21 protein-coding genes are annotated in these 25,399 nt (G+C 31.1%); 10 read left to right on the top strand and 11 right to left on the bottom strand.

Translation table 11 applies throughout. From position 1 onward, the window contains the following. Positions 1-135: 135 nt before the first annotated feature. Both ACZ5N4_RS05020 and ACZ5N4_RS05015 read left to right on the top strand, forming a co-directional pair. A complete protein-coding gene (locus ACZ5N4_RS05020; RefSeq protein ID WP_464207720.1) occupies positions 136-1,452 on the top strand; it encodes an ABC transporter substrate-binding protein in 1,317 nt (438 codons plus the stop codon). 27 nt (positions 1,453-1,479) lie between these two features. Beyond that, positions 1,480-2,457 (top strand): alpha/beta hydrolase, encoded by a 978-nt coding sequence (locus tag ACZ5N4_RS05015; protein ID WP_464207719.1) that lies wholly within the window; start codon positions 1,480-1,482, stop codon positions 2,455-2,457. A gap of 70 nt (positions 2,458-2,527) precedes the next feature. On the opposite strand, the gene ACZ5N4_RS05010 is transcribed toward ACZ5N4_RS05015, so the two are convergent. Then, on the bottom strand, positions 2,528-3,592 hold the full coding sequence (locus tag ACZ5N4_RS05010) for an HD-GYP domain-containing protein (RefSeq protein WP_464207717.1): 1,065 nt from the start codon (positions 3,590-3,592) through the stop codon (positions 2,528-2,530). A gap of 231 nt (positions 3,593-3,823) precedes the next feature. Here ACZ5N4_RS05010 and ACZ5N4_RS05005 point away from each other — a divergent pair, with 231 nt between their 5' ends. Then, complete coding sequence (locus tag ACZ5N4_RS05005) at positions 3,824-4,459, top strand: hypothetical protein (protein ID WP_464207715.1); 636 nt, start codon at positions 3,824-3,826, stop codon at positions 4,457-4,459. Positions 4,460-4,557: 98 nt separating this feature from the next. On the opposite strand, the gene ACZ5N4_RS05000 is transcribed toward ACZ5N4_RS05005, so the two are convergent. The 4 genes from ACZ5N4_RS05000 to ACZ5N4_RS04985 all read right to left on the bottom strand — a co-directional run bounded on the left by ACZ5N4_RS05000 (position 4,558) and on the right by ACZ5N4_RS04985 (position 10,591). Further along, positions 4,558-5,769 carry an ABC transporter permease gene (locus tag ACZ5N4_RS05000; protein ID WP_464207714.1) on the bottom strand — a complete coding sequence of 404 codons (1,212 nt, stop codon included), beginning with the start codon at positions 5,767-5,769 and terminating at the stop codon, positions 4,558-4,560. Then, complete coding sequence (locus ACZ5N4_RS04995; RefSeq protein WP_464207712.1) at positions 5,766-6,467, bottom strand: ABC transporter ATP-binding protein; 702 nt, start codon at positions 6,465-6,467, stop codon at positions 5,766-5,768. Before ACZ5N4_RS04995 ends, ACZ5N4_RS05000 begins: the two co-directional genes overlap by 4 nt. A 12-nt stretch (positions 6,468-6,479) precedes the next feature. Continuing rightward, positions 6,480-7,628, bottom strand: a complete 1,149-nt coding sequence (locus ACZ5N4_RS04990) for an efflux RND transporter periplasmic adaptor subunit (RefSeq protein WP_464207710.1) — start codon at positions 7,626-7,628, stop codon at positions 6,480-6,482. Positions 7,629-8,344: 716 nt separating this feature from the next. Beyond that, positions 8,345-10,591 carry an MASE3 domain-containing protein gene (locus ACZ5N4_RS04985; RefSeq protein ID WP_464207708.1) on the bottom strand — a complete coding sequence of 749 codons (2,247 nt, stop codon included), beginning with the start codon at positions 10,589-10,591 and terminating at the stop codon, positions 8,345-8,347. Between the two features lie 203 nt (positions 10,592-10,794). Here ACZ5N4_RS04985 and ACZ5N4_RS04980 point away from each other — a divergent pair, with 203 nt between their 5' ends. Then, positions 10,795-11,400, top strand: coding sequence for a DUF975 family protein (locus ACZ5N4_RS04980; RefSeq protein ID WP_464207706.1), 606 nt, complete (start codon positions 10,795-10,797; stop codon positions 11,398-11,400). Positions 11,401-11,876: 476 nt separating this feature from the next. Here ACZ5N4_RS04980 and ACZ5N4_RS04975 read toward each other — a convergent pair whose 3' ends face one another. Beyond that, positions 11,877-12,119: a hypothetical protein gene (locus ACZ5N4_RS04975; protein WP_464207704.1), complete on the bottom strand. Its 243-nt coding sequence runs from the start codon at positions 12,117-12,119 to the stop codon at positions 11,877-11,879. Positions 12,120-12,408: 289 nt separating this feature from the next. On the opposite strand from ACZ5N4_RS04975, the gene ACZ5N4_RS04970 reads away from it, so the two are divergent. The 3 genes from ACZ5N4_RS04970 to ACZ5N4_RS04960 all read left to right on the top strand — a co-directional run bounded on the left by ACZ5N4_RS04970 (position 12,409) and on the right by ACZ5N4_RS04960 (position 19,052). After that, positions 12,409-13,500: a DUF3658 domain-containing protein gene (locus ACZ5N4_RS04970; RefSeq protein ID WP_464207702.1), complete on the top strand. Its 1,092-nt coding sequence runs from the start codon at positions 12,409-12,411 to the stop codon at positions 13,498-13,500. A 414-nt stretch (positions 13,501-13,914) separates the two neighbouring features. Next, positions 13,915-16,479 carry an immune inhibitor A domain-containing protein gene (locus ACZ5N4_RS04965; RefSeq protein WP_464207700.1) on the top strand — a complete coding sequence of 855 codons (2,565 nt, stop codon included), beginning with the start codon at positions 13,915-13,917 and terminating at the stop codon, positions 16,477-16,479. Positions 16,480-16,514: 35 nt separating this feature from the next. Beyond that, positions 16,515-19,052, top strand: a complete 2,538-nt coding sequence (locus ACZ5N4_RS04960) for an immune inhibitor A domain-containing protein (protein ID WP_464207698.1) — start codon at positions 16,515-16,517, stop codon at positions 19,050-19,052. 87 nt (positions 19,053-19,139) lie between these two features. Here the strand turns inward: ACZ5N4_RS04960 and ACZ5N4_RS04955 are convergent, their stop codons facing one another. Together ACZ5N4_RS04955 and ACZ5N4_RS04950 are read right to left on the bottom strand one after the other, a co-directional pair. Then, positions 19,140-19,568, bottom strand: a complete 429-nt coding sequence (locus tag ACZ5N4_RS04955; RefSeq protein WP_211141488.1) for a MarR family winged helix-turn-helix transcriptional regulator — start codon at positions 19,566-19,568, stop codon at positions 19,140-19,142. 14 nt (positions 19,569-19,582) lie between these two features. Further along, positions 19,583-20,128 (bottom strand): glutathione peroxidase, encoded by a 546-nt coding sequence (locus ACZ5N4_RS04950; protein WP_464207696.1) that lies wholly within the window; start codon positions 20,126-20,128, stop codon positions 19,583-19,585. Positions 20,129-20,247: 119 nt separating this feature from the next. Between ACZ5N4_RS04950 and ACZ5N4_RS04945 the strand changes: the two genes are divergently transcribed. Next, positions 20,248-20,493: a DMT family transporter gene (locus ACZ5N4_RS04945; RefSeq protein WP_464210833.1), complete on the top strand. Its 246-nt coding sequence runs from the start codon at positions 20,248-20,250 to the stop codon at positions 20,491-20,493. A 31-nt stretch (positions 20,494-20,524) separates the two neighbouring features. Then, entirely contained in the window at positions 20,525-21,127 is a 603-nt protein-coding gene (locus ACZ5N4_RS04940; protein ID WP_464207694.1) for a putative glycolipid-binding domain-containing protein, read from the top strand. Between the two features lie 44 nt (positions 21,128-21,171). Here the strand turns inward: ACZ5N4_RS04940 and ACZ5N4_RS04935 are convergent, their stop codons facing one another. After that, a complete protein-coding gene (locus ACZ5N4_RS04935; protein WP_464207692.1) occupies positions 21,172-22,041 on the bottom strand; it encodes a methionyl aminopeptidase in 870 nt (289 codons plus the stop codon). A 360-nt stretch (positions 22,042-22,401) separates the two neighbouring features. Here ACZ5N4_RS04935 and ACZ5N4_RS04930 point away from each other — a divergent pair, with 360 nt between their 5' ends. Beyond that, positions 22,402-22,599: a DUF1835 domain-containing protein gene (locus ACZ5N4_RS04930; RefSeq protein ID WP_464207690.1), complete on the top strand. Its 198-nt coding sequence runs from the start codon at positions 22,402-22,404 to the stop codon at positions 22,597-22,599. A gap of 204 nt (positions 22,600-22,803) precedes the next feature. Here ACZ5N4_RS04930 and ACZ5N4_RS04925 read toward each other — a convergent pair whose 3' ends face one another. Together ACZ5N4_RS04925 and ACZ5N4_RS04920 are read right to left on the bottom strand one after the other, a co-directional pair. Continuing rightward, positions 22,804-23,943: a hypothetical protein gene (locus tag ACZ5N4_RS04925; protein ID WP_464207688.1), complete on the bottom strand. Its 1,140-nt coding sequence runs from the start codon at positions 23,941-23,943 to the stop codon at positions 22,804-22,806. A gap of 253 nt (positions 23,944-24,196) precedes the next feature. After that, complete coding sequence (locus tag ACZ5N4_RS04920; protein ID WP_464207686.1) at positions 24,197-25,336, bottom strand: aldo/keto reductase; 1,140 nt, start codon at positions 25,334-25,336, stop codon at positions 24,197-24,199. Between the last annotated feature and the right edge of the window lie 63 nt (positions 25,337-25,399).

The following is a 25,399-nucleotide window of genomic DNA, read 5'->3' as shown; positions in this document are numbered from 1 at the left end:
TAATTTTATTTATGAGTTAAGGTATCTTCCAAAAATGGACATGCAGTATTATATCTGGCTTATTATTTTATTTCAGATGCCTAAATTCAGATTATAGAGTTTAAACTCTATAATAACTTGGAGGTGTTAGCGTTAATGAGAGCCGTAAACTTTAAATATTCTCTGCTGATTGCCATGCTTCTATTTCTTTCTATGCTCACAGCTTGTAATAAATCCTCACCACAGGTAATTTCCCCCAAGAGCGAAGGAAAAATAAAACTTAGATGTGTTATGTCCTCGGAAGATAACATCAAGTTAGAGGCATTCAAAACTTTTGCGGCAGATATAAAAACTCAATTTCCAGACTATGATATAAGCTTCAGCTTCATAAAAGGTGATATACAGAACTATCAAACAAAAATAAAGGTACTTTTATCCTCAAATGATAAACCTGATATTTTTTTCTCAAATGGAGATGGTTTTTCTGATGAGCTTTTATCTGCAAATGTAGTACAACCTGTAGATAAATATTTAAATGAATTAAAATTCTGGGATATGGTTATTCCTTCAGCAAAAGTCGATAGCTCCGATGGTCATATATATGCAGTGCCTTTCGAGGAAGTATATTATCAAATGATTGAAATAAACACTGCTTTATTTGAACAAAACAATATTAAAGCTCCTACTAACTTTGAGGAACTTAAAATTGCAGTTTCTACATTTAAGTCCAAAGGACTTGTACCTATAGCCCTTGGCGGGAAAGATGGAAGAGCTTTATATAACATGGTTGAAGGGTTTGCATGCACTATTGATCCACAAGTTACCAAAAAAATTATGAATGGTAAAGAAAAGTTTTCTGATGAATCTTTTAAAGAGGCTGCGTCTAGTGTAAAAGATTTAATAAACATGGGTGCCTTTGGAGATAATCCTAAGTCCCTTACAGATGCAGATGCTGCTAACCTTTTTTATTCAGGTAAGGCCGCTATGTATTGTACAAGTTCCTCAAATTTTAAGATATCTAATCAAAAACTTAATGGAAAATGCAGATTACTTTATTATCCTTATATAGGAAAATCAAAGTCAATTGCCTCTAATAATCTGGTAGGCGGCTTACGAAAAAATTCAGGCTTGTTTATTTCATCAACCTCAGAGCATCCAAAAGAAGCAGTGAAGTTAGCTATAGAAATGTCCAAGTATTACAATAAGTATTTATATGAAAAACAAGGTAATCCTTCAATCATTTATATTCCTAGCAAGCAAAACTGGAAATTAGCTAGTAACTCTCCTGCGTTATTACAGCAATTTACACAGGATTTATCTACTAATAAAAATATTGCTTCTAGCTTACTACAGGGGAACATAAATGCTAATGCATCAAAGGCAGTAATTGAGGATTCTTCAGCATTTATGACAGGTCTTCTCTCTGTAGATAGTTATACTAGAGAAATGGATAATGGATTAAAGTTAAAATAACATAGTTATTTTCTGGAGATGGTTTTAATGAACAACTTAGAAGTAAAAATACCTAAGCCCAAAAAGAAATATAAATTAATATTATCAGTATCAATAGTATTATTACTTATTGTAAATCTAATAGGCTTATATTTTGGTAATATGTATTATCAAAATATATGTAAGGTATCTATTAATAGAGCCAACACAGATATTGGATACTACAAAAGCAGCTTTAATTTTAAACGGTTTGAAACTCTTGAATCCTATGATATATCTATAGAATCCAGCTTTGGATACAAGCTTGCTGGTACATATATATTCAATTCTAAGCCTACAAATAATACCGTTATTATAGTCCATGGTATTACTGCAAGTCGCTGGGAATCGATGAAATATGCTGACATGTACCTTGATATGGGCTTCAATGTAATTGTATATGATTCAAGATATCATGGCAAAAGTGGAGGTAATGATATATCTTTAGGTTTCTTTGAAAAAACTGACCTTGATAACATAGTTAAATGGGTGAGATGGGTAAACCCTAATGCTATATTGGGTGTACATGGTGAGTCTCTTGGTGCAGTCACTGCATTGCTTCAGGCAAACTTAGACCAGGCGAAAAAAAATGTAAGCTTTTACGTAGTAGATTGTCCCTACTCCGATATTTCGGAACTATTAAGTATGAAACTGGCTGGAGATGAAAAACCTCATTTGGGACTTGCTTCTGGATTTATTCTTTTCTATGCAAACATTATAGCACTTAATAAATCTGGATTTTCATTATACGCAGTGTCTCCTATAAAAGCAATAAAAAACATTAAAACCCCCATAATGTTTATTCATGGCAGCAATGATACCTTTATACCAGCATCAATGTCTTTAGAATTATATCTAGAAAAAACAGGCCCTAAGACTATATATATTTCACCAGATGCTGAACATGCTATGTCCTACTTCACCAATAAAGCTGAGTATACTGCAAAGGTAAAGCAATTTCTTATTCAAAACAAAATTATTTCTTAGTTTCTTATAAAGGTACTAGGCCGAAAGTTAACTTATACAAAGGGATATGTTAACTTTCGGCCTTTAATCCCTATAAAACCAAATTTTTTATTTGCAGGTCTCTTTCTTTTCTCAAATCTATAAATTCTCCTTCATCTAGTAGAAGCGGTCTTGACAAATCGTTTAAGTGTATTTGTATTATTTTACACACTTTATCTGTATCCAATAGTATATTTTCTCCTACATAATAGTTTATTATATGCTCTATAAATATCTTACAATATTCATAATCTAATCTTCCTAAGCTCTCTTTTTGAATTGTCTCCAGAGCTGCAAAAGGGTCTTCTCTCTTTTTATATACCCTATTTGAGTTAACTGCATCAAAGGTATCTGCGATGGCAATTATCTTAGCAAAGTGATGTATTTTATCTCCTTTTACTCCTAAAGGATAACCAGAACCATCTAATCTTTCATGGTGCATAAGTATGCCATAAGCCACTGAATTGTGTAGATACGGTATTTCTTTCACAAAATTATAACTAATGACAGGATGCTCTCTTATAATAGCTTTTTCTTTTGTTGTTAAAAACCCCGGCTTATACAATATGTTCTTATCAATTTTTGTCTTACCAAAATCATGTAAAATGGCTGCATAGGTTAAAAATTTTATTTCTTTTTCATCAAAACCTATCCACTTACCAAGTATAGAACTTAGAGCTGCTACGTTGACAGAATGTTTGAATATGCAATCATTATCGCTTCCATAAAGCACTATATTCTTTATCACAGCACTAGGTGAATTTAATTCTTCCTCAACTTTGTTTGCGAAATTCCTAATTTCAGTTATATCAACTTTTATTCTTCCATCAATGCTTGCAAATATTTCTTCTACATTATTTGAGAATTCGTCAAAACTTCTTTTAACTTCCTCTACGGTTTTAATTCTATTTATTATAATATTCTCATCTTCATAATCATCTTCACTATAAACCATTATCTTATATTCAAAATATCTATCTTTTAATCTCTTTATTAAATCATCAGTGAGCTCTACTCCTTTAGAAACTAGCACTATATTTCCAGACTTTATTTCTTCAGCTACTATCATTCCAGATTTCAGCTCATGAATTCTCATAGAAACCTTTTTTAATTTCATATTGTATATACCTCTCATCCATTGAAGTTAATTTATTATGCATTTTAATAAATATTAAGAACTATTAACACAAATTTATAAAAAATTCATCATTAATCATTAATTCTACAAAATACAGTAATTTCCTCTAAAGTTTTAAAAACATTACATAATCTTTTTATATTTTTTATGGAACAATTTTCTTTATTTATCGTCTAATATAATGAAAAGACAATAAAGGAGGCAATACAAATGCTAAAAGATTTAATATTGGCAGGGGTTATAGCAACTTCTGTAATGACATCCAGTACAGCTTATTCTGGGACAAACACTGAAACTAGAAAAAGTACAGGAGGTGATTTAAGCTATATTACAGTGGCAGATGCATCAATGTATGATGGTAAAATAACTGATGTAAAGAAAACAAAGGATGGATTAGATTTAATGGTGTCAAAGCTTGGCGAAAGTGATTCTCCCCTTAACTCATTAATTTTTCATGTAAATAATGATACAAAACTTAATGTAGATAAGGAAACTTTAAAAATCGGAGACAGAGTAAACGTATTTTTCTCTGGTGCTGTCACAAGAAGTATACCTGGGCAAGCTACTGCAATTGCTATAAACCAGTTAAAAGAAGATTGTGTGTATGAAGGACAAATAGACGAAGTAATAGATAATAAATATGGTAAATCAATATCTGTGGTATCTGATAGTAAGAACTCTAATTTTGATAAAATAATATTTAACATAAGCGATAAAACAACTTTCAACAATGGCAGCCTTTTAAATCTGAAGAAGGGTGCTAAAGTCAAAGTAGTTTATGGACCAGTAATGACAATGAGTCTTCCACCTCACACTGCCGCTTTAAATATAGAATTTGTAAAATAAAGACTAAGTTCCTCTGAAGCTAAGAATTTCTTTATGTACTAAAAAAGTAATTATAGAAATGTAGATAAGGTGCAAGCAAAAAATTGCCTGCACCTTATCTATTCGTATCTTAATGCATCTATAGGATCAAGGTCTGCTGCTTTTTTGGCAGGGTATATTCCGAAAAATATGCCTACTGCTGATGAAAACATTATAACTCCTACTATTACCAGCGGTGAGACCACTGGAGTTATACCTGCAAAGGTTCCTATTAAGTAAGCCCCTATAATACCTAAAATCATTCCGATTATTCCACCAATAACAGATATAATAACTGATTCCGTTAAAAATTGAAGAAGTATATTTCGCGTAGTAGCACCTATCGCCTTCCTTATACCTATTTCTCTTGTTCTTTCTGTTACAGAAACAAGCATAATATTCATAACTCCAATTCCGCCTACAAGCAGTGATATAGCGGCAACTGCTCCTATAAATGCTGTGAAAATTCCTAGTATCTTATTAACTTGACTGAGCTGTTTCATCATACTCTCTGCTTTATAAACCTCCCTGCCAGCATTGTTATGTCTGCTTTCCAATACACTTATAGCACCATTACCTGCATTTTCACTTTCTTCCTTAGAAGTTGCTACTACAATCATTGAGTCAATAAGTTTGTCATTTGGATATAATTCTTGAACTAAAGTTGCCGGAGCTGAAACCATTACAGGAATATTCTCATCGTAGCCTCCTCCGAATATTCCCATTTGGCTTTTCGCTATTCCAACAATAACAGCTTTTTTAGGTGAAATTTTTGAACCAACATTTACACTTTGCCCTACTGCATCATCGTATCCAAATAAAGCTTTAGCAGAGGTTTCATCTATTACGATTACAGGCTTTCCTTCTAAATACTCTTCTGTATTAAAATATCTTCCAAACAACATTTCCGTATTATCTATATTTGCATAATCATCGTTAACTCCAGTTATAAATGCTCTCTTAGACTTGATATCCGAACCTATTATGCCTTGCTTTTGCATAACAGGTGATGAATATTTTACTGATGGAATTCTTTCCTTAACCTGCCTTACATCATTTAAATCTATATAATCACTTTGAGAAGCTTTTGGGGAATTTACCTTTATATTTACTGATGCAGCTCCAATTTTTTCAAATTCTCCTGTGATGGCACTTTGCCCACCTTGACCTAGAGAAACTATTGTGATAACAGAACTTATTCCTATAATAATTCCAAGCATAGTTAGAAAAGATCTCATTTTATTTGCCTTTACGCTTTCTATAGCTATTTTAAAGTTTTCTTTAATATTCATATGCTCACCACTTCAATCCTATCCTTTACTGCTTCATCACTTACTATTTCACCATCTTTAAATCTTACAATTCTCTTTGTATATTTTGCTACATCTGGCTCATGAGTTACCATTATTATAGTTGCACCTTCACTATTTAAATCCTGAAATATTTTTAATATTTCCATTGTAGATTTGCTGTCTAAGTTTCCAGTGGGCTCATCTGCCATAATTACAGCTGGGCTATTTACTATTGCCCGAGCTATAGCTACTCTTTGCTTTTGACCTCCAGAAATTTCATTAGGTCTGTGCTTTACTCTTTCTTTAAGCCCAACCTTTTCAAGAGCAATCATAGCCTTTTCCTTTCTTTCCTTTTCTGAAAGCCCGGCATATATCATAGGTAGCTCCACATTTTCTAAAACTGTCATACGAGGCAGTAGGTTAAAAGCTTGGAAAACAAAACCTAGTTCTTTGTTTCTTATTGCCGCAAGTTCTTCCTCTTTTAAGTTAGATACGTCATTATTATTTAACATATACCTTCCTTCATCCATTCTATCCAAGCAGCCTAAAATATTCATAAATGTTGATTTTCCAGAGCCAGAAGGTCCCATTATAGATGTAAACTCTCCTCTTTCTACTTTGAGACTTACTCCTTTTAATGCTTTAAAACTTAGCTCTCCAGTCCTATATATTTTCACTATATCTTTTACCTCAAGCATAGCTCTTCCCTCCTATGCTACTTCTCTTACTTTAGTTCCATCAGTAATGTTACTGCTTGGATTTAAAATAACTTTATCTCCTTGTGCTAAACCCTCAGTAACCTCCGCCTCTACATCTGACTTAATTCCTGTTTTTATATCCTTCTTTTGTGCTATTCCGTTATTATTTATAAAAATATAACTTTTCCCATACTTATCTGTTTTTATAGCTTCAGCAGGTACCTTTAGTACGTTTGCTTTGAATGCTGTGAGAATATCTATATCTGTATCAAAATCTACCTTTAAGTTTTCAGAAGCATTTAATATATCTATATCTGCTAAAAGAGTAGTTTCTCCCCCTGTTGGAGATTGTGTTTTAGTAGGAGCTGGATTTATAAAAGCAACTTTTCCTTTGTAAGATTTACCTGGGGCTTTTATTACTGCCTCCTGCCCTATCTTTACCTTATCTGCATCATATTTTCCAAGGGATACCTGTGCCTTTAAATTGCTTAAGTCCTGAACAACAGCTAAGGGCTGAGCAGGATTTGCAGTAGTTCCCTCTACTGCATTTAGTGCTGTCACTACACCGTCTATCTGTGATACAACACCATTTTTTACACTACTCAGTCTTGAATTCGCAGCATCTAAAGAGGTTTTTGCAAGCTCAATAGCATTATTTGCCTCTTCTACTTTTACATTCGAAATTGGTTGTATTTCATCTCTTTGCTGCTTTAAACTTGGAAGTAAAGCTCTCACTGATGGATCTTTACTATTTTCCGCTTCTCGTATTTTTTCATCTAAATCACTAATTTTTGAATTTATATTTCCAACTTGATTCTCTAGTTCCTGTTTCTGCAAAACAGCATTGTTGTACTGAAGTTCAGCCTGTCTGAGTTGAGTACTTAAATCCGTAATATCATAGCTTATTAAACTTTGACCACTTTTCACTTTGTCTCCCACTGCTACATTTATTTTTTGTATTTTTAACTGTGCCCCATAATATTCTTTAGAATTCTTGGATTTTATTGTAGCTGTAGTAGATAGATATGATTGTATGTCGCCTTTCTTTACAACAGCTGTCTTAACTTGCTTTATCTCCGCTTTCTTTCTGCTGTATATTCCAAGAGCTGTAATGGCACCTATAATTACTATTGATGTTATTATCACTACCCTTTTTTTCATAGCACTACTCCTCTCTAATATAGAGAATCTAAAAATTTGCTTTATATCTCTGTTTTTATAAACGAAATTTCTGGATTGTCTATCTGTAGTATTCCTTATATTTTTAGTATTTGATAAATTTATATTCATTATCTATTACGTATTTTGTAGTGCTTATAAATAATCTTTTATTATTTACCATAAACCATCATGTACGAAATAACAAAAAGTAAAAACCACCAATTAGTTAAATGACACTAATTGGTGGTTAAGTAGATCCTAACTCATCGGAAAAACTATTTGGTTCTATTTGAATTTTCATCACCCTTTCTCTTTAGAGTTCCCGACTAATAACTATATGTCGAGGGTATTACAACCTTTAGATATTAACTGATTTTTAACAGATTATTATAAACCTAATTCTTATTTGTACTAAACATATTCTATATCGATGCCTTTAGATGCATGTACAACAAACACATTATACAACACTATCGCATGAGTATCATCGTATAGATTACATTAGTCAAATACTTCCTATTTGTACTACATACGCCCTATAGTCTGATACTACTAGACGCTTTGTACAGTTTACATAAAGACTACTAGATACCTGAGTTACTACTTCTTGATGAGTTAGAATCTACCAGAAGTAGGTTTATCCTTCTTCTTGAGTATATTATATCACCTATTTTTCTAAAATTCAATATATATTCAGAATATTTAATTCATTCATCTTATATTACCCTATCACACTCCTCATCATCTTCTATACAAGGTAGTACAACTGTAAATTTTGTTCCTTTTTCTAATTTACTTTCTACTTCTATTCTGCCTCTATGTTCCTTAATAATTTTATAACAAAAATTTAATCCTAAACCTGTACCATTACTTTTAGTTGTATAGAAAGGTGTGCCTATTTTCTCTAAGGTTTCTTTAGACATACCAGGTCCATTATCAGTTATTTTAATAAACATTTCATTTGTCTTTTCATTATATCCAGCTTCAATTTTTAGCTCAGCGTTTTTAACTTCAGCCATTGCTTCAACTGCGTTTTTGCAAATATTTAGTACAACCTGCTTTACTTGTCCTTCATCACAAAGAAGATATCTTTCTTCTTTCGATAGTTTAAAGTCTATATTTATACCACTTATAAGGGAGGATGTAATAATTAAGCTTTTTATAGAATAAACTATATCATACATTGACACCTCTTCCAATTCAGTCTCTCTTGGCTTTGATAAGGATAAAAACTCACCAATTATTCTATTTACTTCATCAATTCCTTTATTCATTTTTTTAGTATATTTTTTTATCTTATCTTCTTCTGTTAATGTATCTATTAATTGACAACTTCCTTTTATAGTTGTCAAATAATTTCTAGTTTCATGTACAATTCCTGCTCCCATTTGCCCTAAAAGTGCGAGTTTTTCCTGCTGCATCATCTTTTCCTGCTGTTGTTTTAATTCCGTTATGTCAGAAGCAACTATTATTAAACCTATTAATTCACCATCTATATTATATATTTTAGATGAATTGTAAAGTAATCGTTTTTTCACCTTATTAATAGTGGTAATTTCTATTTCATAATTTTTACACTTTATATTGTTAATATCCTCTTGCCCGTATTCCTTATCTATATGTATTTGAAGCGTTGATATATGATCATTAACATCCATACCGACTATATTCTTTGCAGATAATCCAACTATCTTTTCATATTCTTTATTACACATAATTATTTTATTATCTCTATCTACCATTATTATTAACTTTTCTATGGAATTTAATATTGTTTGGGTTTGAAATTGTAAGTTTTCAAGCTCCTGTTCTTTTTTTATATCATTAAGTAGTACTAAAACTCCATTATGTGTCTTATGTGAAGTAACCGCAAGCTTAATATGATCACCGTTTGAAATTTTATAGGTTTTTATAATTCTATTTATACCCTTTTGATTTTCTAATGTCCTTTCATAAACTGTCTTTCCATAATGTTTTTTATTTGAAAACATGCTTTGAATTTCTTCTGAAAAACAGCCATATAATTTATCTCTGTTACAAACAAAAATCTCTTCAAATTTTTTATTTATGTACTCAAGCCTACCAGTATCGTCATACATTAATATAGCTATGGGCAGTGCATCAAGCAAATCACTTAAATTTTCGCTTAAATGTTTTAGCTTATTCTTATTCTCTTCCAATCTCTCATAAGGATATGTTATAGTACTGACAAAAACTGCCCTATAAAAATAATAATAAAATAATATTTTTAAAACATGACCATAGGTGCTATAGAATGATGTTAATACTTTAAATGATGCAAAAATTAATTCTGAAGGAATGATTATAAGAAGTGCCATGAATATATTCCTATATGAAATAATATTCTTATTGCTTAAGTTATCTTTTAAATTGTAAACGCTAACAATCGTTAAAGTAATTATAACGTATTCTAGTGCAATCTTGCTAGGAGTTGCCCCCTCTTTTGACATCATAACAGGTAAAACACCTGGAAAATACATTATGATTATAGATGCACCAAAAGAAAGCAAAATAGTAAATATAAATCCAATCCATTTGTCAATCTTAATTATTTTAATTTTCAATGATACTATTGCTAGGACAATTGCTTCAATCAGCCTTCCTATCATCCAATATTTTGCAGTTAAATCGGAGCAAACTTGATTAGGTGTTTGAGCATTCAAGAAATAGTAGGTATGAAACAGATTAAAAATTGCAGCTGAAAGAAATCCAAATCCTATAAAATGATTTAAGTTTAGAGTCTTTTCATAAGTATTCCAAATAAGCAGAAATGTTGCTAGAGATATAAATATGCATGTCAATTCAAGTATAGTGTGGAATAAATACATATCTCTTTTCCATAGTGTCTGCGAAGCTATAAGCGATGCAGCTAAGCTCATCAGCAATATAAAAATATACTTAGAAATCATTTGGTGGTTATCTTTAGTATTTGTATTAATCATCTTACCTTATTTCCCCTCCTTAATGCACTAAGCCTCGTAAAGTTACAAATTATTCCTATAGAAATCATAGCACACTTTTCTTATTAAGGAAATACAATCAAATATTAAGTAAATGTCTTTTAAAATCTATATAATAAAACATTCATCAATTATAGCTGTGATTAATATAATATTCTGTAACGTTAAAAATGGAGGTTAGCATAATGGAACAACTAGGTATAATTAAAAGCAACGCTGAAATAAGAGAATCAGCTCGAAAACAATTGGTAGGAAGATGGGGCCCTGCAATTTTAGCCTACTTTATAATTACTATAATCGTAGGTTTGCCTGGAGCAATACCTGATGTAGGTTGGGTAATCACCCTACTAATAGCAGGTCCTTTTACACTTGGTCAAACTATTTATTCAATAAAATTTAAACGTGAAGAACAGGTTTTCATAGAAAATATATTTGACGGTTTTAAGCGTTTTAGCGCAGCCTTTGTACTACAAATTCTCATATCATTATTTGTACTTTTGTGGTCATTACTATTAATTGTTCCAGGAGTTATAGCATATCTGGGATATTCTCAGGCTTTTTATATTCTAAACGATAATCCTGAACTCACTGCAACAGAAGCACTGAATCGCAGCAAGGAAATGATGAAAGGATATAGAGGAAAGTTCTTCATGCTTCAATTGAGTTTTTTAGGCTGGGGAATATTGTGTATCTTAACTTTAGGGATAGGTTTTTTATGGTTAGTTCCTTATATGAATATATCCTTTGCCAATTTTTACGATAATCTTAAAAATTCCCATGGCTCATTTTAAGTACAGAGATACTAGGCCGAAAGTTAACTTATACGTCGGAATATGCTTCCAAGCTTCAGTACGTTAAAAACTTTTGGCCAGTCTAGAGCTTGTGTTTTAGACGACCTAAGAACCTTCGAGAAACTCGCTATGCTCAGACAACTCGAAGGTGCTAAGGTTGTCTTAAAACCCTTCACTAAGACTGGCACAAAGTTTTTAAATCTACCTTCAGCTTTGGAGGCATATCCCTCTGTATAAGTTAACTTTCTAGTTAGTTTACCTATATATGGTTACAAGGCGAAAGTTTCCTTATAGCAAAAGAATTATTAGTAATTTTAGTTAAGAGGTAAGAATCTAGAGTGAACGTAGCGAAAGAAAATCATCCTTAACTCTTAATTCTTCACTTTTAACTCTTAACTAAAAAGTATTCACTTTAAATTTAAATATTGCAGTAGATTCTAGTATATAAGTTAACTGACCGGCTTTGAATCCATATATTATCTGTCTAAATGATTTACATATTTCCATATAATAAAGTCCTTTAGGGACTTCTTTTTACTTCTAATCTCTTCAAGTTCCTCAGCAGTAGTGTTATTTAATATATATTGTTCAAATTTGACAGCATCTTCTTCAGTAAAGTTGTCTGCTATAATCCATTTATATCCCTTGTTTGCTATCACTAGTAATAATGGGTCTATTGATTTTTCACTAAGTATTTTTTTAGCTTCATTAATGTCCATTTTATCACTCTCTTTTCTATTTAAGCAAAATTAAATGCTATCTTTCATTTAATAAATTTTCTCTACGAAATTATAACACTAATATATATTTATTTCCATTATTGCCGTTGAATCTAACAATTTATCACGCTTTATATTTAGTATCACTAAAATTATTCTCTAAAAACATGTTAATTTTTGTTATACATTCAATTAATCCTTTTCTTTTATTTGTGGCAATATGCACTGGCTATTGATATACTTATAACTATCATTGTTAAAGTTTTACTTTATACGAGGGGGAACACCAATGAATAAAATAATACATATATGTTTTTCAGAAAGTACAAGGGGATCTATTAGATATGCCTTATCAGAAAATTTACTTGAAGGAAGTATGGTTATAAGCTTTTGTGATGATTTATCACATGGACCTATAGCTAATGTAGAAATGCACAACAGAGCTATATGGTGGAATAAAGTATTACCTAAAGATGAATTTGAGTATATCGAAGATATAAAACAAAACTACAAGGATTTTTTTCAACAGATTTGTGAGATAAAAAATGAAACTGTTTATATGTGGTATGCTGAAAACGCCCATGAACTTTGCGGATTAATGTATGCCATTTCAACTGTAGAATGTAACATTAAAAATTTATACATTATTAATGTATCAAATATTAAATATAATAAAGGTCTTAAAAATGAATATAAACCAAGATACTCGGGAGAAATTGCACCTAAAAAATTTATAGATTTTATAAAATCTAAGACTAAAATTGATGAAGAAGCTTTTAATAACATAAAAGAGCTTTGGAATAAATTAAAAGAGGAAAATACACTTTTTAGAATTTGTGAAAATGGGAAAGTTATCAGTGTTTCTGAGGATTATCTTGATGAATTTATATTAGGATACACCAATGAAAAGTTTAGAAAGGCAGCTAGAATTGTCGGAGAAGCTCTTGGATACAGTAAAATCCATGTAAGTGATGACTTTATATTTTGGCGAATACTTGAAATGATTCAACTTGGTAAAATAGAATACAAGGGAACCCTTGGAATCATGAGAGAAATGGAACTAAAACAAGCAGAGGGAATATATATTAGAAATTATAACAAGCTTGTAAGAGATAATATACCAAAAATAATTGAAGCTGATGGTAAAGAACTTAAGTTTAGAAAGTTAGAAGATGAGGAATATTTAGAGGCATTAGATGAAAAACTTCATGAAGAAATGATGGAGTACTCTTTAAATAATGGCAGCACAGAGGAATTAGCTGATATAGTAGAAGTTATTTATGATATTTTAGAACATAAAAATATAGCTATAACAGAATTTGAAAAAATAAGATTACAAAAAAGAATATTAATGGCGGCTTTAAAGAAAAACTATTTTTAGAGACTGTAAGAAAACCATAGAAGTGCACCCCTAAGGTATTGTATGAAGCCTAGGGGTGCATTTTTAATAAACTGTACTTATAAAATAAATTTTTCTCAAAAAATAATTATATTGAGAAAAATTTAAATATTTTAAATTTTTTACTAAAATCCATTTACACTATTTTACTATTATACTATAATTAATCTAAAGAATTATAGTATAAGAATATTTTTTATAGTATAACTATAAAAAATTATAGAATAAATATAAATTTTATAGTTATACTATAAAATTTATATTTAAAACAAAAACACTATAATACTTTATACACATGTGTAAAAATCCTCGCAAAACATTTTACATTCAACAACCAAATCTAGCCTATTTTTCGAATAAATCTCTGTAATATTCTTTTGAAAGGTGGTTCATATTATGTTAAGCAAAAAAACTATGTGCAAACTTTTGTCACTAGCTTTTATTGCAACGCTTGTTACGCCTTCAGCAAAAGTTAGCGCAAAAGAATCAAGTAATGTCTTTAAAAATACTATGCCTAAAGTAGAAAGACAAGCTTGGAAAGGAAATGTTTATAAAGCTAAACCATTAGTAGTATTAATGGACTATAAAGATTACAACCACACTCAGCTTGTGAACAAAGACAAAGCAATCCTAGATCAAAGATTTTATGCTAAATACAAAGCTGAAGACTTTACTCCAGAACACTACAAAAATATATTCTTTGCACCAAGCACCTATAAAAGCGCTGATGGAAAAGATTATGTTTCCATGAGAGGATATTTTACTGAAGAGTCTGGCGGAAGCTTTGACTTTAATGGTGGTGTTGCTGGTTGGTATCAAGCAGATCATGAAGCAAAATATTATGGTGCAGCAGATCCTCTTTATACTAATGGAGGAACAGATCAAAATAATGCAGCAAAATTAGCTTTAGAAGCTTTCCAAAAGGTAGCAAATGATCCTAGTATTAACTTATCTGATTATGATGTAGAAGATCCAATGGATGTGGACAACGATGGAAATTATTTCGAACCAGATGGAGTTATCGATACTTTAATTGTTATTCATCCTGGTATTGGAGAAAATTTCACCGGCGGAAGTCTAGGTGAAGATGCTATTTGGCCTTTCCAGGGAAAGTTCTATGAATATGCTGCTGCAGATAACAGTATGCCTGAAGTAAAAGATAGTAAAGGTAATAAGATAAAAGCTTGTAAATTTATATGTATGGAACAGAATCTTCCACCTGATTTAATGCTTCATGAATATGGACATTATTTAGGTTTACCGGATTTATATGCTTACCGTGGAAGTACACCTCCTGTACAATATTGGTCTGAACATGGTGGAAGCTATCTTGGTCCTTTCCTTGGAGCATCTCCAATAAGCTATGGTGCTTATGGCCGTAATCGCCTAGAGCAAATTGGCAAAGACAAAGGGGTAGACTTAAATTGGACTAAAGATAAGACTATTTCTTTAAATGAATTAAAGCAGAAGGGACAAACTGTAACTTTAAATCAAGAAGCTCTAAATGGTACAAACCCAAATCTAATTAAGATAGCGTTACCTAATAACGAAACAAAATTTGTTAATCCTCCAAGTGGAAAGAACGTATTCTTTAGTGGAAAAGCTGTTTATGATATGCGTAATTCTATGGACCTAAAAAAATCTTTAGATTTAACTACGGCTAAAAGTGCATCCATTAGCTTTAAGACTTTATATGATTTAGCACCTAATGATGATTTTGCATCTGTACAAGTTAGAGAAAAAGGCAGTAATGGCAAATGGACTTCTGTAGAAGGTAATATAACTACTACTGCAAACCCTAATGATACAACACCAGATGACCCAATGGATAGAAATCCTGGTAATGGTATCACCGGTTCTTCTAATGGTAAATGGGTAGATGCTAATTTTGACTTAAAAGACTCTTTAGGAAAAGAAATAGAGCTTAGAATATTCAACTGGACTTTTGATATGTCAAAATATCCTGGTATCTACATTGATGATGTAAACATAACTGTAGACAATAAAACTGTTATTTCTGATGGTGCAGAAGATAAAGCAACAACAGCTTTTAACTTAAATGATTTTGTAGTTACTGATGGAACCAACACTGGTACTCACACCTATATGTTAGAATTAAGAAATCATCACAATTCCCATATAGATAATGCCCTTGGTGGTGGACTATTTAGATATTTACCAGCTGCTAAAGCACCAGTTTATGATTTAATTCACGATCCTGGTCTATTGGTATGGTATGAAAATGGTGAATACAAAGAACAGGAAACCAAAGATTATCTTGGTTATGCAATGGCTGGCATTGTAGATGCTGACCAAAATCCAATTATAGCTACTAAAACCGATGATACTAAATCTGCAGATATTGCAACATACCAAATGAGAGATGCTGCTTTTGGCTTAAGAGAGCAGGCTCCATTCAAATTTACAAATCCAAATAATGGTGATGTTACACAAGATACTTCTTTAATGATGAATCCAATATTTGATGATTCTAAGGATTACTCAAGTAAAGATGCTAAACCTGAAGCTGGATTAATATTACCAAACAATGGAGTAATGGTCTTTGTAACAGAAGAGAATTCAAATATCAGCAGCAACAAAGTTCACGTAACTACTAAAAATGTAAAAAATCCAACTTACCAAGATGCTAAAGAAATTAAACATATAAAGGTAAAAGATAACAAAGTTTATATTACTACTGATAGAAAATATTCAGATACTGCCTATGTAAGCTATCTATCTCCAGATGGACAAACAGAAAATAAGATTAAATTAAGCTACAACGAAGATAAAAAGGCTTATGAAGGAGATGTAAACTTTGCAGCAGGAAACGGTACTTGGAAAATTAATTATATAATTATTTCTGATTCTGATAAAAATACAAGAGCTTTTTATAACATAAAAATCAACAAAGTATTTGGTGACGACTTTAGTAAAGGTGATTTAACTTTTAAAAACTAGCTATTGTATTAATATTTTGAAAGGTGGTTTATATTATGTTAAGCAAAAAAACTATGTGCAAACTTTTGTCACTAGCCTTTGTTGCAACACTTATCGTACCTTCATTTAAAGTTAGTGCAAAAGAAGCAAATAATGTTTTTAAAGATTCTATGCCTAAATATGAAAGGCAACCTTGGAAAGGAACTGTTTATAAGGCAAAGCCATTAGTAGTATTAATGGATTATAAAGATTATAATCATACTGAAATTAATGAAAAAGATGCAAAAAGCATAAAGGATTTTAATTTCGCTAACTACAAAGCTGAAGACTATACTTCAGAACATTATCAAAATATGTTCTTTGGAGAAAACAGTTATAAAGGTGCTGATGGAAAAGATTATGTTTCCATGAGAAGACATCTTTTTGAAGAATCTGGCGGAAGCTTCGACTTTAATGGTGGAGTTGCTGGTTGGTATCAAGCAGATCATGAGGCAAAATATTACGGTGCATTGGATCCTCTTTATACTAATGGAGGAACAGATCAGAATAATGCAGCAAAATTAGCTTTAGAAGCTCTTGAAAAAGCGTCAAAAGATCCTAAAATTGATTTATCTCAATATGATGTTGAAGATCCAATGGATAAAGATGGTGATGGAAACTACTTTGAGCCAGACGGAGTTATCGATACTTTAATTGTTATTCATCCTGGTATTGGGGAAGAGTATGGTGGCGGTTCTCTAGGTGGAGATGCTATTTGGCCTTTCCAAGGAAAGTTCTATGAATATGGTGCTGCTGGCAATACTATGCCTGAGGTAACAGATAATAAAGGTCGTAAGATAAGGGCTAACAAGTTTATTTGTATGGAACAAAATCTTCCACCTGATTTAATGGTTCATGAATATGGACATTATCTAGGTTTACCAGATTTATATGGTTATGATGGAAGTGAGCCTCCTGTACAATATTGGTCTCAGATGGGAGGAAGCTATACTGGTCCTATTTGTGGAGTATACCCATTGAGCTATGGTGGTTATGGACGTAATATGCTGCAGCAAATTGGTAAAAACAAAAATGTAGCGCTAAATTGGGCTAAAGATAAAACTGTCACTTTAGACGAGTTAAAGCAAAAAGGTCAAACCTTCACCTTAAATGAAGAATCAGTAAATGGTAAAAACTTAAATTTAATTAATATAAAATTACCTGGTAATGAAACTAGACTTGTTACTCCTCCAAGCGGAAAGAATGTTTTCTTTAGTGGAAAACCTGTGTATGATATGCGTAACTCTATGGAACTCAAAAAAACTTTAGATTTAACTAACACTACAAGTGCATCAATAAGCTTTAAAACTTTATATGATTTAGCGCCTAATGATGACTTTGCATCTGTACAGGTTAGAGTAAAAGGTACTAACAATTGGGTTGCGGTAAAAGGTAATATAACTACTACAGAAAATCCTAAGGACACTACTCCAAATGATCCACTAGATAGAAACCCAGGTCACGGTATAACTGGTTCTTCTAATGGTAAATGGGTAGATGCCAGCTTTGACCTAAAAGATTTTATAGGAAAAGAAATAGAACTTAGAATATTCAACTGGACCTTTGATATGTCAACACATCCTGGAATTTATATAGATGATGTAAACATAACTGTAGACAATAAAACTGTTGTTTGTGATGGTGCAGAAGATAAGGCGAACTCAGCATTTAACTTTAATGATTTTGTAATTACTGATGGAACTAATAGTGGAACTCACTCTTATATTTTGGAATTAAGAAATCATACTAATTCAAATGTAGACAAGTCTCTTGGTGGACCACTTAGAAAATCTATACCTGGAGATGTGGTATATGATGCTGGTTTATTAATGTGGTATGCAAATGGAGAATACAACGAACAGAATGTTAGCAAACATCCTGGTTATGCAATGGCTGGTGTTATAGACGCTGATCAAAATACAGTTATGGCTACTAAAGCTGATAATTCTAAAATTAAAGATAAAATAATGTATCAACTTAGAGATGCTGCCTTCGGCTTAAGAGAAGAAACTCCATTAAAACTTAATTGGTCAAATGGAACTGTTACAGAAGATACTTCTTTAATGATGAATCCGATATTTGATGATTCTAAAGATTACTCAAATAAAGCTACTCCTCAAGGTGGATTAATATTACCAAACAATGGAGTAATGGTCTTTGTAACAGAAGAAAATGGAAATATCAGCAGCAACAAAGTTCACGTAACTACTAAAAATGTAAAAAATCCAACTTACCAAGATGCTAAAGAAATTAAACATATAAAGGTAAAAGATAACAAAGTTTATATCACTACTGATAAAAAATATTCAGATACTGCCTATGTAAGCTATCTATCTCCAGATGGACAAACAGAAAATAAGATTAAGCTAAGTTACAACGAAGATAAAAAAGCCTATGAAGGAGATATAAGCTTTGCAGCAGGAAAAGGTACTTGGAAAATTAATTATATAATTATTTCCGATTCCGATAAAAACACAAAAGCTTTCTATAACATAAAAGCTAACAAAGTATTTGGCGCAGACTTTAGCAAAGGTGATTCAACTTCTAAAAACTAGGTAAAAAAAACAGTAAGTAATTCCTTTTCAGAATCAAGTAAATAGAAGAGACTATCTCAAAATAAAATTTTAAGATAGTCTTTTCTACTATTGTAAATTATTCAATAAGAGTTTAAGTTTTTCCCTTAAATCTAAAGCTTCTTCCATAGACATTCCAGTGCTACAAAATACTTTACCTGGTATCTCTAGGGCCTCATCCTTCATCTTCATTCCTTTTTCAGACAGCTTTACATACACATTTCTTTCATCTTCTGTATCTCTTATTCTTTTAAGTATCTCCATATTCTCAAGTTTTTTTAGCAAAGGAGTAAGAGTGCCAGAATCTAAATGAAGTTTTTTACCAAGTTCTTTTACAGTTATATTATCCTCTTCCCAAAGTGCTAAGAGAGTAATATATTGAGTATAGGTTATGCCAAACTTATCTAAAAAAGGCTTATAGATTCTAGTCACTTCTTTAGCACAAGCATATAAGGCAAAACATAATTGATTATCTAGTTTTAGTGATTCATAATTCATATTTTAAAATTACCTTATAATAATTTTTCTATTTCAGGAATCATATCTAATGGTTCTGTTGTAGGCTCAAATCTACCAACTATATTACCTTCTCTGTCAATTAAAAACTTAGTAAAGTTCCATTTTATAGAGTTGCCTATTAAGTATTCAGGAAACTTTTCTTCTAAGAAGCTATTTAATATTTTTCCACTTGGATGATTTAAATCTAGTCCTTTAAAAGGGATTGCTTCGCTTAAATATTTAAATAGTGGATGTGCTGAAGCACCTCTTACATCTATTTTTTCAAATAGAGGGAATGTTACTCCATAATTTATTTCACAGAACTTCTTAACTTCATTATTATTTCCAGGTTCTTGTTCTGCAAATTGGTTGCAAGGGAATCCTAATATTTCAAGGCCTTTACTGTTATACTTTTCATATATCTTTTCTAAATCTGCATATTGAGGTGTAAAACCGCATTTACTTGCAGTGTTTGCAATTATTAATACTTTTCCTTTATATTTCTCAAGAGATATTTCTTCACCATCTATTCCTTTTAATTTAAAATCATAAATTGACATATTATATTCCTCCCTTAAATTTAATTGTATAAAATTAAATTGTATAAAACTAATTTATATTTTAAATTTATCACATATCTAAAAGTTTGTCAATAATTATTTTCCCCAAATAATTACTCATAAATTCAATTTTAGGCAATAAAATAAGACCACTTCAAACTTTAATATCAGGAACAATTTTAACAACACAGGTTGCAATTAACGGAAAACTTCGCTCTAACCTTGGTAGTCCTATACTAACTTCATTAATTAGCTTTGCAGTGGGTACTATAGAACTTGCACTGATCTATGTTATATATATGTTACATGGAAATGTTTGTTATATTTTTATATTGACATTCAAACTTATGTTTGGTATTCTTTAATAGAACAAGTGTTCGTATAAGGAGTGATAATATGGAAATAATAACAACAGGAAACAAAGCTAAGATTGATTTGATGTGGGAGAACTGCAATGAAACAGGATTAGAGCACCTATTTTTACTAAAAGATAATCACTGTATTACAGCAAATTCAATTATTCTAACAATGAGAGAAAATGCTCCAGTTCGCGTTTGGTATAAAGTATATTGTGATTTAGACTGGAAAGTTAACAAATTTGACATTCATATGTTTGATGATAACTATAAAAATATTATGCTAGTATCCGATGGTAAAGGAAATTGGACAACTAGTACAGGTGAATCCATAGAAGAACTTAAAGGCTGTATAGATATTGATATCTCAGCTACACCTTTTACCAATACAATTCCTATTAAGCGTTTATCCTTAAAAACAGGAGAATCAAAAGAAATAAAAGTAGTTTATGTTGATGTTTATAATTTCAGCTTAAGACCTGTAAACCAGCGTTATACTTGCTTGGAATCAAAAATAGATGGCTATAAATATAGATATGAAAATATAGATAGCGGGTTTATGGCAGAGTTTTGGGTAGATACAGAAGGATTTGTTATAGATTATCCTGATTTGTTTAAACGAATATATAATCTTGAAAGTTAAGTTATTCAGGGGTGCAAGTCAGCTCTCGGACTTGCACCCCTATGTTATCTTGATATTATCTCTATACCATCTTCGGTTACTAAAATTGTATGTTCCCATTGTGCTGAAAGTGACCCATCTTCTGTAAGTACTGTCCAGTCATCATTAGCATCTATAAATACTTTATGACTGCCTGCATTTATCATAGGTTCAATAGTAATCACCATGCCTGGTACTAGTATCATTCCCTTTCCTCTATTGCCATAGTGATAAACAAAAGGCTCCTCCTGAAACTTGAGTCCAGTTCCATGTCCTCCAAAATCCCTGACTACTGAATATCCATTAGTTTCTGCATGTTCTTGTATGGCTGCTCCTATATCACCTAGAAATCCCCAAGGTCTAACTGCTTCTATTCCCTTGTATAGACATTCTTTAGTTACCTCGACTAGTTTTCTAGCATCTTCACTTACATTGCCAATTGTAAACATTCTAGATGCATCTGAGTAGTATCCATTAAATATAGTAGATGCATCAATATTTATGATATCTCCACTCTTAAGAATTACATTCTCACTTGGTATACCATGACACACCTCATCGTTAATTGATGTACAAATGCTCTTTGGAAAACCATTATAATTAAGGGTAGCTGGTACTCCTCCTCTAGCCACTGTGTAATCGTGAGCTAATTTATTAATTTCCTCTGTACTCATACCCTCTCTAATATTGTTACTAATTAAATCTAAAACACCATTATTAATTTCAGCGCTTTTTCTTATTCCTTCGATTTGCTTCTTATTTTTAATAATATCTCTTGGTGGTACTTTATATCCCTGTCGTTTTAATTCCTCTAGCTTTTCATCAAAATCCAAATGGCACTTTTTATATTTTAGTCCACTTCCGCACCAACATTCATCATTTCTATTTAAATTCATCTTATATTCTCCTTAATTTAATTTTTAACTAAAGATATTATACTATTTAGACCTTCACTTCTATATTCTCCATTTATAACTAATTAATTAATATTTTCAAAATTTAGATTTTAACAAATAATGCCTTTTAACTCTAACTTATATTTTACCATTATACTTATAAAAAGTAAAAGTGATACCATTCCTTTTCTCGCAGTTGTAGCAATATACACAAGCTATTTGTATAATTATAACTAGCATAGCTAAAGTTTTACTTCATAAGGGGGAGTACCAGCGAATAAAATCATCCTTATTTGTTTTTCAGAAAATATATCAGAATCTATTAAATATGCCTAATCAGAAAATTTACTTGAAGGAAGCATGGTTATAAGCTTTTGTGATGATTTGTCACATGGACCTATATCTAATGTAGAAATGCACAGCAGAGCTATATGGTGGAATAAAGTACTACCTAAAGATGAATTTGAGTATATCGAAGATATAAAACAAAACTACAAGGATTTTTTTCAACAGATTTGTGAGATAAAAGATGAAACTGTTTATATGGCGAATACTTGAAATTATTCAACTTGGTAAAAATTTATGCTATTTTAGAACATAAAAATATAGATATAACAGAATTTGAAAAAATAAGATTACAAAAAAGAATATTAATGGCGGCTTTAAAGAAAAACTATTTTTAGAGACTGTAAAAAACATAAAGCTTCACCCCTGATGTATTTATAAAATTCAGGGGTGCATATGTACAAGCCATAATTAAAACTAAGATTCACTTGATTGTAATTGAAGATTATTAATCTCACTTTCTTCAAACTCTGTATATCCTGTATTCCATATACGATTCCTTCCCACAGCTGAGTACCATATTTTATATTTTCCTTTTTCCTTTATCATGGTAGACCTATATATATCTCTGCCATCCCACGAATTTTCTTTCGGAAATATTATTGGATATTTAGACACATACCAATTTATACAATCAGTACTTTTAGCATAAAATAAAGCTCTAGTTTGAATTCTTGGAAGCCTAGCACATATAAGTGCCTCGTACTCTTTATCAGTCTTTATTACATCAAAATGCCACCCCTTCCAAGGGCTCATATTTAACTTGCATTTTTTGATCTTTGACCATGATTTTTCATCATCTTTAGATTCTGTAAAAATCAAGTTATCCTCTCCAGCAAAATACCACATCTTTGTAATATCATTTTCTATTATAAAAGCTGGAGAATATCCTTCTCCTGTCTCTTTACATAAGTAAACAACATTAGGCTTGCTCCAGTTAATACCATTATCAGAAACTATTCTGTAAAACTTTGAGGGTCCTAATACACCTTTTTTATTATATACATAATGTAATATTAACTGATTTTTATTATACATTAAATCTGTATCAGACAAATGTCCTCCTTTATCTTTATCCCCTATATCATCTAACACTGGATTTTTAGCACCAGAAGGAAGTGAAAAATTCTTTCCATCCTCTGACACAACTATGCTAGGATCTTCATATTTATCCTCATAAAATGGATAAGGAGTAAAAGCCATCCAATACTTATGTCCTAATACTCCATTTTCATCATAAACTATATCTGGATGCATAGCTTGGCCACTTTTTTCATAAGTAGGTATACTTACAGTTTTTTCTGCATTCCTTTTTAAAGTATTTTTAAAATAAAACTCTTTAATTTCTTTTTTTTTCGCTGACATAGCCATGTACTTACCTATATTATTTGTTACGCTGCCTCTTTTAAAAATTTGGCTATAAACTTCATAACATTCTCCATATATGTATTTATATCTTTCACATTTTAATATTATTATCAAAAATATGATAAAGACTAACGCGCTAATAAATAAAAGTATAATAGCACCTTTTTTTAGATTAATTTTTTTCTGCATAAACTTATAGTTATAATAAAACATAAATTATCCTCGCTTATAGATTATACTAAAATTTATATAATATATTATATAACCGTTGTATTATGTATGTATTACAAAAAGATTACATTTGCACTAAATTATTAATAATTGCTGTTCCATTGAAGATTAAAATTGCACATACTAAAAACATCTGCCTTACTGATAAATATCTGTAAATTAAAGGTGCTAAAGCAAAAGTGATACCATCATTGATATCACTTTACTTATTTTATTCAAATAATTCTTTAATATTTTTTAATTCTTTTCTAATTGAAATACCTTGAGGACAATGACTTTCACATTTACCACACTCTACGCAGCTTGATGCTTTTTCCTTAGGTTCAAGCCAGTTGTAAAATTCTTTTTCACCAAACATATGGTAATTATTGTAAATTTCGAAGCACATAGGAATATTTACGCCTGCTGAACATGGCATACAGTATTTACAAGCTGTACAGTTAACTTTTATTTTTCCTTTAATAATATTCTTAACCTGATCGATCGTATCTAATTCCTTCTTTGTCAACGAATTTGCTTTCGTTTCACTTGCTGTTTTTATATTTTCTATAACTTGTTCCATTGTATTCATACCGCTTAGAAGAACAGATACTTCTGGGTGGTTCCATACCCATTTTAAAGCCCATTCTGCTGCTGCTCTTTTTGGATTTTCTTGTTTGAAAGCTACTTTAGCTTCCTCTGGAAGATTATTAACAAGCTTTCCTCCTCTAAGAGGTTCCATAATTGCAACTCCTAAATCTTTTGCTGCAGCATACTTTAACCCTTCACTTCCAGCTTGATAATTATCATCTAAGTAATTATATTGTATTTGACAAAATGACCAGTCATAATAATCTACTATTTCTTTAAACACTTCTAGCTTATCATGGAAGGAAAAACCTGCATGTTTTATTCTTCCGTCCTTTATAGCTTCATCTAAAAACTTGTCAATGCCAGCTTCTTTTAATGTAGCCCACACTTTACTATCAAGAGCATGAACTAAGTAAAAATCTATTGAATCTGTTTCAAGTCTCTTTAGTTGCTCATTTAAGTATTTATTCATATCTTCCTTTGACTTTATCAACCAACTAGGAAGTTTAGTAGCTATTTTCACTTTTTCTCTATAGCCATCCTTCAATGCTTTCGCTACAAAAGGTTCGCTTTCTCCAGCTTTATCCATACCTGTCCCATGATAAGGATAGGCAGTATCTATATAGTTTACCCCTTCATCAATTGCGCTGCGAACTAACTTTATTGCTTTTTCCTCATCAATTTTAGATGGATCTCCTCCTGGAAGAATGGGTAGTCTCATGCATCCAAATCCCAAGATTGAAACCATCTCATTAGTTTTTCCAAATTTTCTATATAACATAATAACCCCTCCATTAGATGAATAGTAAAATTTGTTTATAGTTCATAGTATTAATATTGTTTT

The organism is Clostridium nitrophenolicum, assembly GCF_055391695.1.
This window is presented reverse-complemented; position numbering and strand designations above follow the sequence as displayed.